General features: G+C 70.0%; 11 protein-coding genes. 4 read left to right on the plus strand and 7 right to left on the minus strand.

The window, feature by feature from the left end; all coding sequences use genetic code 11:
- Positions 1-114 precede the first annotated feature (114 nt).
- Together IE260_RS37145 and IE260_RS37150 are read left to right on the plus strand one after the other, a co-directional pair.
- Complete coding sequence (locus IE260_RS37145) at positions 115-1,584, plus strand: MFS transporter (protein ID WP_229881693.1); 1,470 nt, start codon at positions 115-117, stop codon at positions 1,582-1,584.
- Positions 1,585-1,611: 27 nt separating this feature from the next.
- Positions 1,612-2,259, plus strand: a complete 648-nt coding sequence (locus IE260_RS37150) for a TetR/AcrR family transcriptional regulator (RefSeq protein ID WP_189880186.1) — start codon at positions 1,612-1,614, stop codon at positions 2,257-2,259.
- A gap of 19 nt (positions 2,260-2,278) precedes the next feature.
- Here the strand turns inward: IE260_RS37150 and IE260_RS37155 are convergent, their stop codons facing one another.
- From IE260_RS37155 to IE260_RS37175, 5 genes are all read right to left on the minus strand, one after another.
- Positions 2,279-3,766 (minus strand): aldehyde dehydrogenase family protein, encoded by a 1,488-nt coding sequence (locus IE260_RS37155; RefSeq protein ID WP_189880188.1) that lies wholly within the window; start codon positions 3,764-3,766, stop codon positions 2,279-2,281.
- Positions 3,767-3,836: 70 nt separating this feature from the next.
- Complete coding sequence (locus IE260_RS37160) at positions 3,837-5,231, minus strand: MmgE/PrpD family protein (RefSeq protein ID WP_189880190.1); 1,395 nt, start codon at positions 5,229-5,231, stop codon at positions 3,837-3,839.
- A 101-nt stretch (positions 5,232-5,332) separates the two neighbouring features.
- Entirely contained in the window at positions 5,333-7,291 is a 1,959-nt protein-coding gene (locus IE260_RS37165; protein WP_229881694.1) for a hydantoinase B/oxoprolinase family protein, read from the minus strand.
- A 5-nt stretch (positions 7,292-7,296) separates the two neighbouring features.
- A complete protein-coding gene (locus IE260_RS37170) occupies positions 7,297-9,342 on the minus strand; it encodes a hydantoinase/oxoprolinase family protein (protein WP_189880194.1) in 2,046 nt (681 codons plus the stop codon).
- Positions 9,343-9,355: 13 nt separating this feature from the next.
- Complete coding sequence (locus IE260_RS37175) at positions 9,356-9,577, minus strand: hypothetical protein (RefSeq protein WP_189880196.1); 222 nt, start codon at positions 9,575-9,577, stop codon at positions 9,356-9,358.
- A 248-nt stretch (positions 9,578-9,825) separates the two neighbouring features.
- On the opposite strand from IE260_RS37175, the gene IE260_RS37180 reads away from it, so the two are divergent.
- Complete coding sequence (locus tag IE260_RS37180; protein ID WP_189880198.1) at positions 9,826-10,812, plus strand: AraC family transcriptional regulator; 987 nt, start codon at positions 9,826-9,828, stop codon at positions 10,810-10,812.
- A 24-nt stretch (positions 10,813-10,836) separates the two neighbouring features.
- On the opposite strand, the gene IE260_RS37185 is transcribed toward IE260_RS37180, so the two are convergent.
- Complete coding sequence (locus tag IE260_RS37185) at positions 10,837-11,751, minus strand: alpha/beta hydrolase (RefSeq protein ID WP_189880201.1); 915 nt, start codon at positions 11,749-11,751, stop codon at positions 10,837-10,839.
- A gap of 230 nt (positions 11,752-11,981) precedes the next feature.
- Between IE260_RS37185 and IE260_RS37190 the strand changes: the two genes are divergently transcribed.
- Positions 11,982-12,851: a helix-turn-helix domain-containing protein gene (locus IE260_RS37190; protein WP_189880203.1), complete on the plus strand. Its 870-nt coding sequence runs from the start codon at positions 11,982-11,984 to the stop codon at positions 12,849-12,851.
- A 328-nt stretch (positions 12,852-13,179) separates the two neighbouring features.
- Here IE260_RS37190 and IE260_RS37195 read toward each other — a convergent pair whose 3' ends face one another.
- Positions 13,180-15,579, minus strand: a complete 2,400-nt coding sequence (locus IE260_RS37195) for a SpoIIE family protein phosphatase (protein WP_189880245.1) — start codon at positions 15,577-15,579, stop codon at positions 13,180-13,182.
- Between the last annotated feature and the right edge of the window lie 32 nt (positions 15,580-15,611).

The following is a 15,611-nucleotide window of genomic DNA, read 5'->3' on the forward strand; positions in this document are numbered from 1 at the left end:
CGTGCCCTACGCCGGTCCTGCCCGCCATGTTGACGGGCCTCGGATCCATTATCGATATTATATGTCATCGTTCAATGACATTGGTTGATGACAACCGTCGAAAGGAAACCCGGCATGGCCGGTCAATCGCGGGTCCTGCTGCCGTCCTTGATGTTCACGGCGCTGACGGTGTCCGTGATCAGCACACTCGGGGCGCCGATGGTGCCGACCGTCGCGCGCGAGCAGCATGTGTCGCTCAGCGCGGCCCAGTGGATTCTGACCGCGACCCTGCTGGCCGGAGCGGTCGCCGGCCCGGTCCTGGGCCGGCTCGGTGACGGGCCGCGCCGGCGCGGGGCGATCCAGGGGGCGCTGGCCGGTGTGTTGGCCGGCAGCGTCCTGGCGGCGGCCGCTCCCGGCTTCGCGTGGCTCCTGGCGGGACGCACCCTGCAAGGTATGGGGATGGGCCTGTTGCCGCTGGCGATCGCCGTCGCCCGTGAGCATCTGCCCGCGGAGCGGATGCGCTCCGGGATCGCGTCGCTGTCCATCACCACGTCGGTGGGCGCGGGCATCGGGTATCCCCTGACGGGCGTCATCGCCCAGCACCTCGACTACCGCGCCGGGTTCTGGTTCGCGGCGCTGCTGAGCGCCTTCGCCCTGGTGGTCGTGAAGTGGGCGGTGCCCGTGGGGTCCTCGGTGCCGCGGCGTCCGCTCGACGTGACGGGGACGGCGTTGCTCTGCTCCGGGCTGGCCCTGGTGCTCCTGGCCGTGAGCCAGGGTGTGGCATGGGGAATGGTGTCGGGGGCCACTCTCGGGTGCCTCGGTGCCGGAGCCGCGGTGCTGGCCCTCTGGATCGTCCAGGCCCTGCGAACCCCGCATCCCCTGGTCGACATCCGTCTGATACGCAACCGCGCGGTCCTGGCAGCCAATACGACCGCCCTGCTCACCGGCATCGGCATGTTCGGCGTGCTGTCCCTGATCAACCTCTACACACAGGTCCCCGCCGCGGCCGGGTACGGCTTCCAGCTCTCCCTGACCGCCACGGGACTCGTCCTGCTGCCGATGTCCCTGGGCAGCCTGACGGCGAACCGTGCCGCCTCGGCCCTGGTGTCCCGCTTCGGTCCCTACCGGGTGCTGCCCCTGGGCTCCCTCGTGGTCACCGTCGACCTGCTCCTGCTCGCCCTGTGGCGCGACCACGTGGCCGTACTCGTCCTCGGGACCTTCCTGCTCGGCGCGGGTGTGGGGGCGGCGTACGCGGTCATGCCCCTGCTCATCGTCCGCCACGTACCGCCGTCCGAGACGGGCAGCGCCACCAGCTTCAACCAGGTCCTGCGCACGGTCGGAGGCTCCGTCGGCAGCGCCGCCATCTCGGCCATCATGCTCGCCCACACTCCGGCCGGCGGGGACGTCCCCCGCAGCTCCGCCTACACCACGGCGCTCCTGGTCACCGCGGCGGCTACCTTCCTCGGCGTCGTCACCGCCGTCGTTGTGCCGCCACGCCGCCGCGCAACCTCGAAGTCGCAGGCAGTCGTGACTCGGGCCCCGGCCCCGGTCGCGCGGCCGACGGATTCCGAGTGGGGTATCGTCCGCCGCGGCTCCGGGCGCTGAGAGGATCCGGGCCGGAAAGGACGAGTGATGGGCTCGGGTTCGGAACGCCCGCGGAGCAGGAAACGCGACTCGGACGCCACGCGTGCCGCGCTGCTCGACGCCGCCCGCGACCTGTTCGGCCGCCACGGATACGAAGCGGTGACGCTTCGCGACATCGGTGAGCGCGCCGGAGCGGACGGTTCCCTGGTCGCACGGTACTTCGGCGGCAAGGCCGCCCTGTACCGGTCGGCCGTGGCCGAGGACAGCCGTGAGGTGACCGTGTCTCCCGACACCGTCGACCTCGCGGCATTCACCGCCTACGCGCTGGGCCGGGCCGACCGGCGGGGAGCACCGGGTCCGCTGGTGCAGGCGCTCCTCTCCCAGGGCAACGCCCCGGAGGTGCGGGCCTCGGCGGCCGACGAGATGCGCACCCGCCTGGTGGCGCCGCTCGCCGCCCGGCTGGCGGCCGACGGTGCCGAGGATCCGGTCGCCAGGGCCGAAGTCCTGATCTCCTGCCTCGTTGGTGTCATCGCCCTGCGGTCGAGCGGCCTCTTCGACGGCCTGTCGGCCTTGAGCCCCGAGGCGATCGGCGCCATGCTCGAGTCCGCCGCGCAGGCACAGGCGTCGTCGGCGAACGGCCCGGGAACGTCCGCCGTCGACAGACCCGGCCGGGCGGACGTGCCGCCGGCCGGCTGATCACCTCTTCCTCCGGCTGCTAGTCGAGGTTGATGTAGACGGCCTTCGGGTACAGGAAGCTCTCCACGTGCTCCTTCGCTCCCTTCCAGCCGTAACCGCTCATCTTGGTTCCGCCGAAACCGATGGCCGGGTCCAGGACTCCGTAGCAGTTGACCCAGATCGTCCCCGCGTTGATCCCCTGCGAGACCTTGTGCGCGGTGGACAGGTTACGTGTCCACACCCCGCCCGCCAGGCCGTACGGGGTGTCGTTGGCGACGCGCAGCGCGTCGTCGATGTCGTCGAAGGGGATCACCGAGGCGACGGGCCCGAAGATCTCTTCCTGGGCGATGGTCATGTCGTTGGACGCACCGGCGAAGATCGTCGGTTCGACGAAGAAGCCCGGGGCGAGTTCGCCGCCCAGGCGGTTTCCGCCGCCTGCCAGCCGGGCTTCGCCGCCGCCCACGCCGATGTAGTGCATGACCCGTTCGAGCTGCCGCTGAGAGATCAGCGGCCCCATCTGGGTGTCCGGGTCGAGTCCGTCTCCCACGCGGATCGTCTTCGCGAAGTCCCTCATGCGCTCGACGAACTCGTCGTGGACGGAACGCTCCACGAGGATCCGGGTACCGGCGACGCAGACCTGACCGCTGTTGGTGTAGACGCCCATGGCGGCGCCGGGCACGGCCTTGTCCAGGTCGGCGTCGGCGAAGACGATGTCGGGTGACTTGCCGCCCAGCTCCAGCTGCAGACGCTTGAGGTTGCCGGCCGACGCCCGGACGATCGCGCGCGCCGTGCCGACCGAGCCGGTGAACGCGATGCGGTCGACGTCCTGGTGCTCCGCCAGGGCCTGACCCGCGTCGGCGCCGTAACCCGTCACGACGTTGATCACGCCGTCGGGCACTCCCGCTTCCAGCAACAGCTCGGACAGCCGCAGTACGGACAGGGAAGCGTCCTCGGCGGGCTTCAGGACGGCGGTGCAGCCGGTGGCCAGCGCGGGGCCGAAGATCCACCAGAGGCCGATCAGGGGACCGTTCCAGGGGATGATGCCGCCGACCACGCCGACGGGGGCAAGGTGCTTCAGCGTCAGGAAATGCCCTGGGAGCGAGTTCTGCGGCGCCGACACACTCGCGCTGTCGCACTGCGAGGCGAAGAACTGCAGGACCTGCGAGGTCCACTCCTTGAGCCCCTTGGTCCTCGACAGGGGCGCGCCCATGTCCAGGGTCTCGATCAGGGCCAGTTCGTCAAAATGGTCGAGGACGACGTCATGGATCCTCAGCAGAAGCTTGCGGCGCTGATGCGGCGTCCAGCGGTTCCACTCCCCCTCGAAGGCACGCCGCGCCGCGGCGACGGCGAGGTCCACGTCCGTGGCGTCGCCCTGGGCGATGCTACAGAGCTGCTGCCCTGTCGCCGGGTTGATGACGTCGATCTGTTTGCCGGATGTCGGTTCGACCCACTTGCCGCCGATCAGAAGCTGTTTCGGGCCGGCGACGAAATCCGGGACCACAGGCGGTGTCCCTTGGGCGGTAGGCATTCGTTCTCCTCTTTTTCCGTTCTCCGTGAACAGAAGCGGCTCGATGAGGGGTCACACGGAAGGCGGGCGATCAGATCAGCAGGAGCTTGGCCATCGTCTCGGCCGGCATGCCGTCGTCACCGTCGTTGATGGCCCGCAGCAGTGCCTCGCTGCGTTCCTCGCCCATGCTCGCCACCGTCAGGTCGCGGAACTTGGCGTCGAGGTCGGCCTGCGAAACCGGGTTCTCCGAGGTGCCGAGCGGGCTGTCGACGAAGAGGTGCTCGCGGGTGCCGTCGCGGTAGGTGACCGTGATGTCGGCGACCCACTTCCCGGGGTGAGCGGTGTCGAGCTCGGGCTTGGGCGTGATACGGACCCGGCCGGCCAGTTCCGCCGCCCTGCTGCCGTCGGACAGGTCGAGACGTCCGTCCATGAAGGCGCGATGCGTCGAGAAGCCGTTGCCGAGGCCCAGGAGCGAGAGGGCGAACTGGAAGGGCAGGCTGTACTGCAGGTTCTCGATGCTCCGGGGCGCGTAGGCGTTGGCGTTGCTGGTGCCGACGATGACGTTCCCGCCTGTCTGGATGCCGAGCTCGACCTCGTCGATCAGTTCCACCCGGTCGGCCAGCTGCCGCGCGCCGTCGATGTAGGCGTGATTGATGCCGCAGCAGCAGTAGGGCTTGATCCAGACCCGGGTGATCTCGAAGGGAGCACCGAGCGCGAACGCGGAGGCCGCGTCCGGGCCCACCTCACGTCCGACGAAGGTGCGGTAGAACCCCTTGGTTCCCGTGAGGTAGGCCGTGGGTCCGGTGATGCCCGCCTCGGCCATCTCGGCCGCGCGGATTCCGTTCCGGGTGCCGATGCCCGCGTGCACCCGCTTCACCGAGCCGCCCGACGACGTGTACTCGGTGGTCCCCGCACAGTGGCTCATCGCAATGGCCAGGGCGTGGGTGGTCTGCTCCAGGTCCAGGCCACGCATCTTCGCGACCACCGCGGCGGCACCGAAGGCCGACAGGAGCGCGTGCGGGTGGAAGCCGCGCTCCAGCAGTTCCGGCGCGGCGAGCACGCCGATCCGGGTGTACACCTCATAGCCCGCGACGATGCCGAGCAGTACGTCCCGCATGGACGCGCCGATCTCTTCTCCCACCGCGAGGGCGGTGGAGACGACGCAGCTCCCGGGATGGCTGGAGCTCGCGCGGTGGGCGTCGTCGTACTCGAAGCCGTGACCGAACGTGGCGTTGACGAAGGCCGCGTCCGCCGCGCTCATCGTGTCGCCGGCGAAGACCACGTGCGCCGCACCCGGAACGTGGCGGTTCCGCGTCAGGTTCAGCACTGTCTGGCTCCACGGCAGGCTCGCGCATCCGATCTGCACCGCCAGCTGGTCCTGCATCAGCCGCCGCGCGCCCTGCACGGCCTCGGGCGGGAGTGAGTCGTGATCCAGCTCGACCACCAAACGCGCGACCGCTGCCTCGACTGGGGGGATGATCTGCACGACGTGCGCCTCGCTTCCGGCGAAGATGACCTGGAGAGAAATGAAATATATTTTATGGTGAACGTCTTGGCTAGGGTTCGGTCAATCGAAAGCGAGCGCGATCACCCCCTGTTCCGCGCCCGACGGAGGGCAGTGGTGGCCTCCATGTCGATCCGCAGGCGCTCGGGGTCGAAGTGGGGGTCGCCGAGCACGACGACGCCGTAGTCGCGGGCCGCGCCGTCGATGCTCACGTACTCGTCCCGCACGTCGGCGAGGACCTTCTCGGGGTCGCGTGCGAAGGGCGAGCCCCAGCCTCCGCCGCCGTTCGTCAGGCACCGCAGTACCGCGCCCGCCCTCGTCCGCCATGTCTTACGGCTGGCGAAGTGGTGGTACGTGCCGTTCACGGGGTCGAGGCTCTTCGTCTCCGGGTCGAGTACGCCGGCGACCGGAATGCTGTCGGCGTAGACGTCCGGGGCGGTTGCCACGAGGCCGGCGGGACCGTCGGTTCCTTCCCTCGGCGGGAAGATCCACATGGCTCCGGTCGGTCCCGCCTGGCCACCGCCCGCGCCGACACCGCTCGGCTCCCTGGTACGGAAGGGCGACAGGTAGTGGTCGGCGTCGGTGAGCCAGAGGGTGTCCTTCAGGTTGGCGGCACCACCGCGGTGGGCGCCCGGTCCGCCGGTGTCGATCGCATGCTCCTTGCGGAGCATGACCACGGGCGAGTCGTGCTCGATGGTCTCGGTCGCGGGGTCAAGGTTGTTCAGGTTGAACAGGACGGTGTAACTGTCGCCGTCACCCGCCTTGGTGGCCCCCCACGGTCCGTGTTCGCCGCCGCACTGGGTGGCGCTCGTCCACGGCGTGCCGTCCTGTCGCACGCCGTTCGCGTTGTGGGTGTTGGTGGAGCCGTAGTCGCCGCCCACCGCGTTCTCGCCGAGGACCGGGTTCAGCGCGTCGAAGACCGCCGCGATCAGGGCCCCGGAGGCCTCCCAGAACATCATGGGCGCTCCCTGGGGAGGCAATGCCGTGAGCAGCGTCCCCGGGGGCGCCACCAGGTCGAGATGGCGCCAAGTGCCGGAGGTGAACGGGATCGCCGGGTCGAGGAGCATCGTCAGGGCGACACCCAGAGCGGTCTTCGCGTCGGAGATGCCGCAGTTGATGCAGGTCCTGGCCTGCGCCGACGTCCCCGACAGATCGGCCTCGATGTCGTGGTCGCGCTTGCGCAGCGTGACGTGGACGGTGTAGTCGACCGTGTCGTCCATTCCGTCCGCGTCGATCCTCGCGGCTCCCGTGTAGTCGCCGTCCGGGACGCGCGCGACGGCCTCGCGCATCAGCTCGGCCGAGGTGTCGCAGGCGTAGGCGAGTGCGCCGAGGTGGGCGTCCGGTCCGTAGCGCTCGATGTTCTCCCGCACGAGCCGCTCGCCGAGCTGCAGTTGCTGGTGGATGCTCTTGAAGTCGGGCAGGAGCATCGCGCCCCAGCGCGTGTTGTCGAAGATGAGGCTGAAGGTCGAGCGCACCGGCTGGTCCTTCGACCACAGCAGGACGGGCGGGATGACCACGCCGTTCTCGTAGACGTCCCGCTTCGTGGCCGAGAAGCCGCCGGGCACGGTGCCGCCCATGTCGAGCTGGTGGGCGCGCATGCTCACGAAGGACACGATCCGCCCGTCGACGAAGACGGGCCTGGTGAACAGGACGTCGTTGACGTGGGTGCCGCCGCGGTAGGGGTCGTTGCAGATCAGTACGTCGCCCGGGGCGAGGCCCGTCGGTCCGAACTCCTCGACGGTGTTGCGCACGGCGTCCGGCATGGTGCCGAGGAAGGGGGTGAGGCTGTTGCTGACCACGGCCGTCCGGTAGTCCTGCTCCGGGGGTCCGCTGATCGTGCAGGCGAAGTCGTACCAGTCCCGGATGATCGGCGAGAACGCCTCCCGGAGGAACGCGGTGCTCATGTGGCCGACCGCGTATTTCAGCCGGTTCACGATGACGGACGCGGTGAAGCGGTCGCAGCCGTACGCCGCCCTGAAGGCTTCGTCGGTCAGGTCCCGGATGCGCGTCGGTGCGGTGGCGGGGATGCCGAGGTTGCTCACGCTGCTCACTTCCTCCGGATGACGAGTTCGCCGTACCGGCCGACGACGAGGCGCTGGCCGGTACCGACATGGGTGGTCGACAGACCCTCGTTGACGATGACCGGGCCCTCGATCTCGTCGCCGGCGCGCAGCGCGTCCCGGTCGTAGACGGCGGCCTCCTGGCCGGCCTCGTCGTCGATCGCGTCCAGGTCGCCGAGGTAGCGGAGCGTGACGATCCGGGTCGGGGTGAGCGGCTCGTCCGCGCCGCGACGCGGGAGCTCGGGATACTCGACCTTCTCGGTGTCCAGCACGGCGCGGACCCGGAAGGTGACGCCCTCGACGGGCATGGTGTCGAAGCGGTTGCCCGAGCGCTCCTGGTACGTGTCGTGGAACGAGGCGATCATCGCGGCGACGGCATCGGCGTCGACGGCACCGCCCGGGACCGGCACGAACGGGGTCTCCCAGCTCTGGCCGACCAGATGGCCGTCGTAGCTGCGCTCGAACGTGACGGTCGCGTCGGAGGCGATGCGCTCCCGCAACTGTGTCTCCATGTCCGTGAAGAGCTCGTCGATCCGCGGGGCCGCCTCGGGGGTGAGGACGGTGTAGGCGCTGCGGTTCGCGGTGAACACCTGGTCGGCCGACAGCAGACCCAGTGCCGAGAACAGTCCGGGGTTGGGCGGGACGACGACCTGCTTGCAGTGCACGGCGTCCATCGCGGCAGGCAGCAGCATCGGGCCCGCCGCGCCGTAGGCGATGAGGGTGTAGTCCCGGGGGTCGACACCGTTCTTGATCGCCACGTTGAAGACGCCCTCGGCGATGTTGTGCACCGCCATCTCGTACGCGTAGCGGACCCGCTGCGCGAGCGTGAACTCCGTGCGCAGGTTCTCGAAGGCCGCGCGCGCCCGCTCGGCGTCGAGGTGCAGTTTCCCGCCGGCGAAGGTGTCCGGATCGATGATGCCGATCATCAGACACGTGTCAGTCGTCGTCGGCTGGGTCCCGCCGCGGCCGTAGCAGGCCGGTCCGGGCGTGGAACCGGCGCTGCCCGGCCCCACCTGGATCTCACCCGACTGCCCGATCGTCACGAGGCTCCCGCCTCCGGCACCGATGGCGGTGACCTCGTTGGCAAGCGCATTGACGACCAGGTCGTGTTCCAGCTCGAAGGTCGTGGCGACGTACGGCTCGCCTCCGGTGACGACGCTGATGTCGCAGGACGTGCCCCCGACGTCGGCACAGAGCAGCTCCGGTTCGCCGATGAGGGAGCCGAAGTGGGCGCTCGCGACCGTGCCCGCGGCCGGACCCGAGAACACGATCCTGAACGGCTGCTCCATGGCCCGGTTCGACGGCACCAAGGTGGCCGCGCAGTCCGCAAAATTGAGCTGCCCGGTGAAGCCGATGTCCGCGAGGCCCTTCTCGAGGGTGGCGGTGTAGTCGGCGTAGATCAGTTTCATCAGCGCGTCGACCACCGTCGTCGAGGCGCGGGTGTACTCCTTGGCGAGCGGGGAGACCTCGCTGGAGATGGAACATGGGACGTCGCCGAGCACCTCGTGCACCAGCTCGCGGAGCCGCTCCTCGTGGGCCCGGTTGACGTAGGCGTTGATCAGGCAGATCGCCACTCCGGCGACCCCGCAGCCGCGCAGGACCTCCAGTTCCGCCCGGGCCTGCGCCTCGTCGAGGGGGAACAGCACTCCGCTGTCGGCCGTGATCCGCTCCCGGATCCCGCGCCGCAGGTAGCGCGGCACCAGCGGGCGCGAGGCGTCGCCGAAGCTGCGCCGCCAGTGCGGATCCAGCATCGCCTCGGCGGGCCGCCACACGCGGCCCATGTCGAGGATGTCGCGGTGCCCCTCGGTGGCCAGGAACCCGATCTTCGGGAGCCGGCGGGTGATCACCGCGTTGAGTCCGTGGGTACTGGCGTGGTTGAAGACGCGGGATCCCTCGACCCCCAGCGCGGCCGCGCCCTGAAGTACCGGCTTCGTCACGTCGGTGTAGTCCGTGGACACCTTCGCCGTGTGGATGGCCCCGTCCCGAAGGGCGACCACGTCGGTGAAGGTGCCTCCTACGTCCACTGCGATCATCGTTGATCCTTCGCTACAGCAGGTCGGAGAGGAGCCGGATGGGTCCGAGGCGCGGTCCGCGGTCACGACTGACCGACAGCAGGCAGCTCTGGCACTTGACGACGTCGAACCAGCCTCCCTCGGAGTTGACGGGATAGCCGCGCAGCTCTTCGGCGGCGCAACGGGGGCAGGTGCCCTGCATCGGATGCCGCTCGACGGGGAGCGGCCGGTTCGTGGTGCGCGATTCCTCGCTCATGTCGCACGACTCCACTGTTCGGCTCAAGGACGGCGCAGGTGCTGCGCGTCGAGGGCAGACGCTAGGTCGCGGCAGAATCGCGTCACCATCCGCGGACCGCAGGCGGGCATCCGCAAACCGAAACCGCGCTTTGGGCGGTCGTGACCCAGCCTTCGGGCACCCTTTCCGATGGTCGGCATATCCAATATTGTGTTTGCACTTCTCGCCGTCAGTGGCTTCGGAGGCCGGCACGGAACACGCGAGGGAAAATGAGTACCGATCGGCAGACGGCGCAGCCGGGGCCCCGGCTGCGCTTTCGCACCACTGATCTCGACATCGCCCGTACACAGGTCACGAAGACGTTCGCCGAGCACGACATGTCGGTCGGCGACAGGGCAACGTTGGACTGCCGTCTCGATCTGACGCCGTCGGGCCGGCTGACGCTCGCGCGGCTCGGATACGGCACCGACGTCACGATCTTCGGTCCTCCGATGAGGTCCGTCTACCACGTCAACCTGCCCGTCTCCGGCGCCAGCACGGTCCAGCAGAACGGCACGACCCGCACCTCGACGGCTGGCCGCAGCGGCATCGCCATGCTGCCGAACGGTCCCGTGACCATGTGGTGGAGCCCGGACGGCGTGCAGTACGCCATCAAGCTCCCCAAGGAGCTGCTGGAGGCCCATGCCGCGAAGCTCACCGGCCGCCCCGTCGACGGCGGCATCCGGTTCGCCCTGGAGTTCGATCTCAGCAGTGCACCGGGCCAGATGCTCAATGCGACGGTGAGCTTCCTCTACGCGGAGCTGCTCCGGCCGGACGGCCTCGCCACCATGCCCACCGTCCGGCACGAACTCGAGTCGGCGCTGATGACCCAGCTGCTCATGACCATCCCCAGCCAGCTCAGCGAGACCCTCCACGGCAAGCCCGCGCACAGCCGACGGACGAGGATCATGCAGGTCGTGGAGTACATCGACGAACATCCCCACCTGGAGCTGAGCACGGCCGACCTCGCCGCCGTGGCCGGAATCGGTGAACGGTCCCTGCAGGCCGGTTTCCGTGACCTGGTGGGGATGTCGCCCCGCGCCTACGTGCGCGTGGTCCGGCTCGACCGGGTCCATCTGGAGCTGAGTACGGGGACGCCCGAATCGGTCACCGACGTCGCGGCCCGCTGGGGATTCTTCCACCCGGGACGGTTCGCGCAGCAGTACCGGGACCGGTTCGGGGTCCTTCCGTCGGACACGGTGCGCTCGGCCCGGTGACGGGCCGGGCGCACCGGTCGCCGGTCAGGCAGCCAGGTGCTTGCCGAAGAAGTCGGTGAGCTTGGCGACCGCCGGGGTGACGTGCTCGTCCTTGTCGTACAGCGAGATGTGGGTGGCGCCGTCGACGACGAACAGTTCCTTGGGCTCCTTCGCCTTTTCAATGGCCTCACGGCTGAAGTAGGCGGTGTCCGAGTCGGAACCGACGATCATCAGCAGCGGACGCGGGGAGATCAGCTCGACCATGGCGTAGGGGTCGAACTGGGCGATCTGGTCGATGCTGCGCAGCGGCCACTCGTTGGTGGAGTTGCAGTGCCCGCCCCGCGGAGTGCGGTAGTAGTCCTGCGCCTCCCGGTACAGGGTGGGCGCCTCCTCCAGGCCCTCGGGGCTCTCGGGCGCCCAGTTGAGCGTGGCCGGGGCCTCGCCCTTGGCCTCCGCGGTGCGCAGCGCGCCCGCCTGGTCGAGCAGGGCCTGCAGGACCTCGGGGCCCTGAGTGCGGCCCAGGCCGTCGACCAGCAGACTACGGATGTCCACGGCGCTGACGGCGGCCACGGCATTGATGCGGTGGTCGGTCTGCGCGGCGAACGGCACGTAGCCGCCGGAGGCGCAGATGCCGAGCGCGCCGATGCGGTTCGGGTCGATGTCGTTGCGGGTGGTGAGGTAGGTGACCGCGGCGCGGACGTCCTCGGCGCGCTGGAAGGGGTTCTCCAGCCCGCGCGGGCTGCCCTCGGACTCGCCCTGGTAGGCGGCGTCGAAGACGAGCGCGGCGAAGCCCTCGCGGGCCAGGCGCTCGGCGTAGATGCTGGCTGTCTGTTCCTTCACACCGCCGCCCGGGTGGGAGACCACCACGGCCGGCAGGGGTGCGCCGGTGTGGGAGTCCGGGGTGAACAGGATGCCGGCGAGGGAGAGACCGGCGCTGGGGAAGGTGACGTTCGTCTTCATGTGCTGGGTGTGCGTCCTTGGGTTGAGCGGCGCTTTGCGCTGATGTGCTGGGTCGTGGCCGTCCAGGCCCGGGGGGTGTCGGCCCTGGCGGGCGGCCCGGGCGGCCACCTATTTGAGATTCACACGCTCCGTCCCTGGGAAAAAGGGGCAGGAACCAGCCCAGGACACTAGTGTCCTGGGCCAGGACTGGCCCCCTCACGAACACCCCATGCGCTGCCAGACTGGGTGGCATGGATCGTCATGCGCACCACAGTGAACTCGGTGCCTTCCTCAAGGCCCGCCGCATGGAACTCAGCCCCTCCGCCGTCGGACTGCCCGACACCGGGGGCAGGCGCCGGGTGAAGGGGCTGCGACGCGAGGAGGTGGCCCTGCTCGCGTCCATCAGCACGGACTACTACACCCGCCTGGAACAGGGCCGCCGACAGGCATCGCAACCGGTGCTGGACAGCCTCGCCCGGATCCTCCAGCTCGACGACGACGAGCGTGCATACATGTTCGAACTGGCCGGCAAGGAGGCCACCCGGCCTCGCCGGCGGGTGACGCAGAGGGTGCATCCCCAGCTGCAACGGCTGCTGGACGAGCTGGTCGCGGTGCCCGCCATGGTCCTGGGCCGCCGCATGGACGTCCTGGCATGGAATCCGATGGCCGCTGCCCTGGTGACGGACTTTGCGCGGATCCCTGAGAAGCAGCGCAACTACGTGCGCCTGGTGTTCACCGACCCTGCCGTGCGGGCTCTGTACCCGGAATGGGAGAGCGTCGCCCACACCTGCGTGGCCCAACTGCGCATGGAGGCGGCCCGCGACCCCAAGGATCCGCGGCTGACCGCCCTCGTGGGCGAGCTGTCGGTGCGGGACGAGGACTTCCGCCGGTGGTGGGGCGCGCATCATGTCGCGATCCGGGGCATGGGTACCAAGGTGTTCCGCCACCCGGTGGCCGGCGACCTCACCCTCGACTGGGACACGCTCACCTGCGCCACCAATCCCGATCAGCAGCTCGTCACCTGGACCGCCGAACCGGGCACCCCCTCCCACGACGGCTTGCGGTTCCTCTCCTCCTGGGCCGCGAGCGGCGTGGGCTCGGAGGCCGAGACCACACACTGACGATCAGAGCTCCCTGGGCCCCGTTGACGGACCGCCTTGAGCCGGGCCCCGGTTGCCGCCGTACCCCTGCCAGCATTCCGGCCGCGAGACGGTCGGCGGTTGGCGGTTGGCGGTTGGCGGCAAAGTTTGGACTCGGTTCTCCTCTCACGGTCGCCCCCGCTCCACGCGAGTGGTGGCCGCTCACGAGGCGAAGCGCCCACAGAACGGCGGTCTCCCGGACGCGCGGGGCGGCCACCTTGCCCTCCACTCCGGGGTGGAAGATCAAGGGCTGACCCGGGGAACACACCGACGCGCCCGGCGGACGACCAGCCTTCCCCGGGCGCGCGGCTCACAGGAACGCCGTGACGTCGACTTCCGTCGGCACGAGAGGCTGCTCGGCCCAAATGGTCTTTCCCTGCCGGCCGTAACGGCTCCCCCACCGGCTGGTGAGCTGAGCGACCAGGAACAGGCCACGGCCTCCCTCGTCGCTCCAGCGGGCCCGGCGCAGGCGCGGCTGGGTGTTGCTCGGGTCGGTGACCTCGCAGACGAGCGCGTTCTCGCGGATCAGCCGGAGTCCGACCGGGCCGCCCGCGTATCGGACGGCGTTGGTGATCAGCTCGCTGACGATGAGTTCCGTGGTGAAGGCCACGTCCTCCAGGCCCCAGGCGGCGAGTTGCCGGGTCACCGCCTGGCGCGCGGTGGCCACGACCGTCGGATCCGCGGCGAACTCCCAGCACACGGTGTGGTCCGGCGGCACGGCCCGAGTGCGGGCCAGCAGCAGCGCGATGTCGTCCCGAGCCGGGGCACTGCCGAGGTCGGCCAGCAGCGCGCGGCCTGATTCGCCCAGAGGGCGGTCGGGGTCGCAGGACGCGGAAAGGCTCTCCTGGAGCCAGCTCCATCCGCCGTCGGCGTCGTCGGCACGGTGCTCGACCAGACCGTCGGTGTAGAGGGCCAGGACGCTGCCGGGTTCGAGGTCGACGACGGTTGTCTCGAACGGCATGCTGCCCACGCCGAGGGGCGGTCCGGGGGAAACGCCGATCACCTCCGTGGTGCCGTCGGGCCTGATCAGGACGGGCGGCGGATGACCGGCGCTGGCCAGGGCACAGCGTCGGGCGACGGGGTCGTAGACGACGTACAGGCAGGTGGCGACGACTGGGCTTGCCGGGTCCGCCTCCCTGCTGAGCTGCTGTACCCGGTCGTCCAGGTGCGTGAGGAGTTCCGTCGGATCCAGTTCCAGGTCGGCCAGCGTGCGCACTGCCGTGCGCAGCCGGCCCATGGTGGCGGTGGCGTACAGGCCGTGTCCGGCCACGTCCCCGACGACGAAGGCGACCCGGAAGGAGGGGAGCGGAATGACGTCGTACCAGTCCCCGCTGATGCCGGCCCCACTGCGGGTGGGCAGGTACAGGCCGGCGGTCTCGGCCGCGGGTGTGTCGGTCGTGGGCTCGGGAAGCAGACGCTGCTGGAGGGCGAGGACGGAACGGTGCTCACGGGTGTAGCGACGGGCGTTGTCCACACTCAGTGCGGCCCGGGAGGCGATCTCGGTCAGCAGGTCGACGTCCTCCTCGTCGAACGGTTCGGGTCGGTCCGTGCGCCAGACGGCCACGGTGCCGAGGACCAGACCGCGCGCGTACAACGGGGCCCACATGGCCGAGTGGCCGCGCTCCGGTATGGCCAGCCGGTGCCATCCCGCCTTTTCGAAGAGAGCGATCACCCCCGGCCTGTCGAGGACAACGGCCCGGCCGCGCTGCACCTCCCACAGGTCGGCCGTGTTCAGCACCGGGGGGATGGCCTGGCCCGGCTGCAGCAGGTAGTCCGGCCAGGTGCCGGTGGCCGAGGCGGCGGCGGCCCGGCGCAGGTGCAGGTCTCCCCCGCCGTGGATTCTCGGGGGGTCGTCACCGTCGAGCACTCCGTCGGCGAGTTCGACGGTGGCCAGGTCTCCGAGGGCGGGGACGAGGACGTCCACGAGGGCCTGGGCGGTGCGTGCCGCGTCGAGCGAGCCGCCGATCCGGACGGCGGCCTCGTGCAGCAGGTCCCGCTCACGACGGGACCGCGTCTGCGCGAAGGTTTCGGTGTACAACACGACGAGGCCCTGCGGTGCCCCCTCTGTGTCGTCCATGCGGAAGGCGGACATCGACACCCGCCGCTCCTCCGGGGGCCGCCCCACTCTCACCTGCAGGTCCCTGCCGAGCAGCGGTGCGCCCTTCTCCAGAACTCGGCGCAGTGCGGCCTCGGCGACCCTGGCGTCCCGTGGGGAGAGCAGGTCACGCAGGCGGCTGCCCGGTGGCGGTGCCGGGCCGGCGAACACCTCGGAGGCATGGTTGCTCCGTACGACGGTCAGGTCCGGACCGTGCAGAGTGACCCCGATGCGGTCCTGCGCAAGCAGTGCGCGAAGGGTGCCCACGCCCTGCCGCCACTCCGTCGCGTGCTCGCTGGGCATGACGAACATGAGGAGCTCGGCGGAGGGTTCCAGCCTCAGAACGCGGAGACTGACATCGATCGGGCGGCCGGTTCGCTGCAGCATGAGCGCCCGGCCCCCGGTCGGAATGCCGGCGTCGTCGGTCGTACCCACGCCACCGTCGTGGAGCAGTGAGCGGACCGGACGACCGCAGACCTCCTCGGCGGTACGGCCCAGCAGCTCGGCCGCATCCCGGGACCAGCGCAGCACGGTGCCACGGTCGTCCAGCACGGCTGTAGCCACAGCCGGGAACGGAAACACCTCTCTCGCGTCGCCAGCGGCGGACCCGCCCATCTCACTCCTCAGGTTCGGTATCGCCACCTGTC

The organism is Streptomyces viridiviolaceus, from assembly GCF_014650995.1.
In the GTDB taxonomy this organism is placed as follows: Bacteria; Actinomycetota; Actinomycetes; order Streptomycetales; family Streptomycetaceae; genus Streptomyces; species Streptomyces viridiviolaceus.

Bases quoted from the DNA above. Each gene is read 5' to 3' on its own strand.
- IE260_RS37170 (WP_189880194.1), bottom strand. From the start codon at position 9,342: ATGATCGCAGTGGACGTAGGAGGCACCTTCACCGACGTGGTCGCCCTT.
- IE260_RS37195 (WP_189880245.1), bottom strand. From the start codon at position 15,579: ATGGGCGGGTCCGCCGCTGGCGACGCGAGAGAGGTGTTTCCGTTCCCG.
- IE260_RS37190 (WP_189880203.1), top strand. From the start codon at position 11,982: ATGGATCGTCATGCGCACCACAGTGAACTCGGTGCCTTCCTCAAGGCC.
- IE260_RS37175 (WP_189880196.1), bottom strand. From the start codon at position 9,577: ATGAGCGAGGAATCGCGCACCACGAACCGGCCGCTCCCCGTCGAGCGG.
- IE260_RS37145 (WP_229881693.1), top strand. From the start codon at position 115: ATGGCCGGTCAATCGCGGGTCCTGCTGCCGTCCTTGATGTTCACGGCG.
- IE260_RS37150 (WP_189880186.1), top strand. From the start codon at position 1,612: ATGGGCTCGGGTTCGGAACGCCCGCGGAGCAGGAAACGCGACTCGGAC.
- IE260_RS37185 (WP_189880201.1), bottom strand. From the start codon at position 11,751: ATGAAGACGAACGTCACCTTCCCCAGCGCCGGTCTCTCCCTCGCCGGC.
- IE260_RS37155 (WP_189880188.1), bottom strand. From the start codon at position 3,766: ATGCCTACCGCCCAAGGGACACCGCCTGTGGTCCCGGATTTCGTCGCC.
- IE260_RS37180 (WP_189880198.1), top strand. From the start codon at position 9,826: ATGAGTACCGATCGGCAGACGGCGCAGCCGGGGCCCCGGCTGCGCTTT.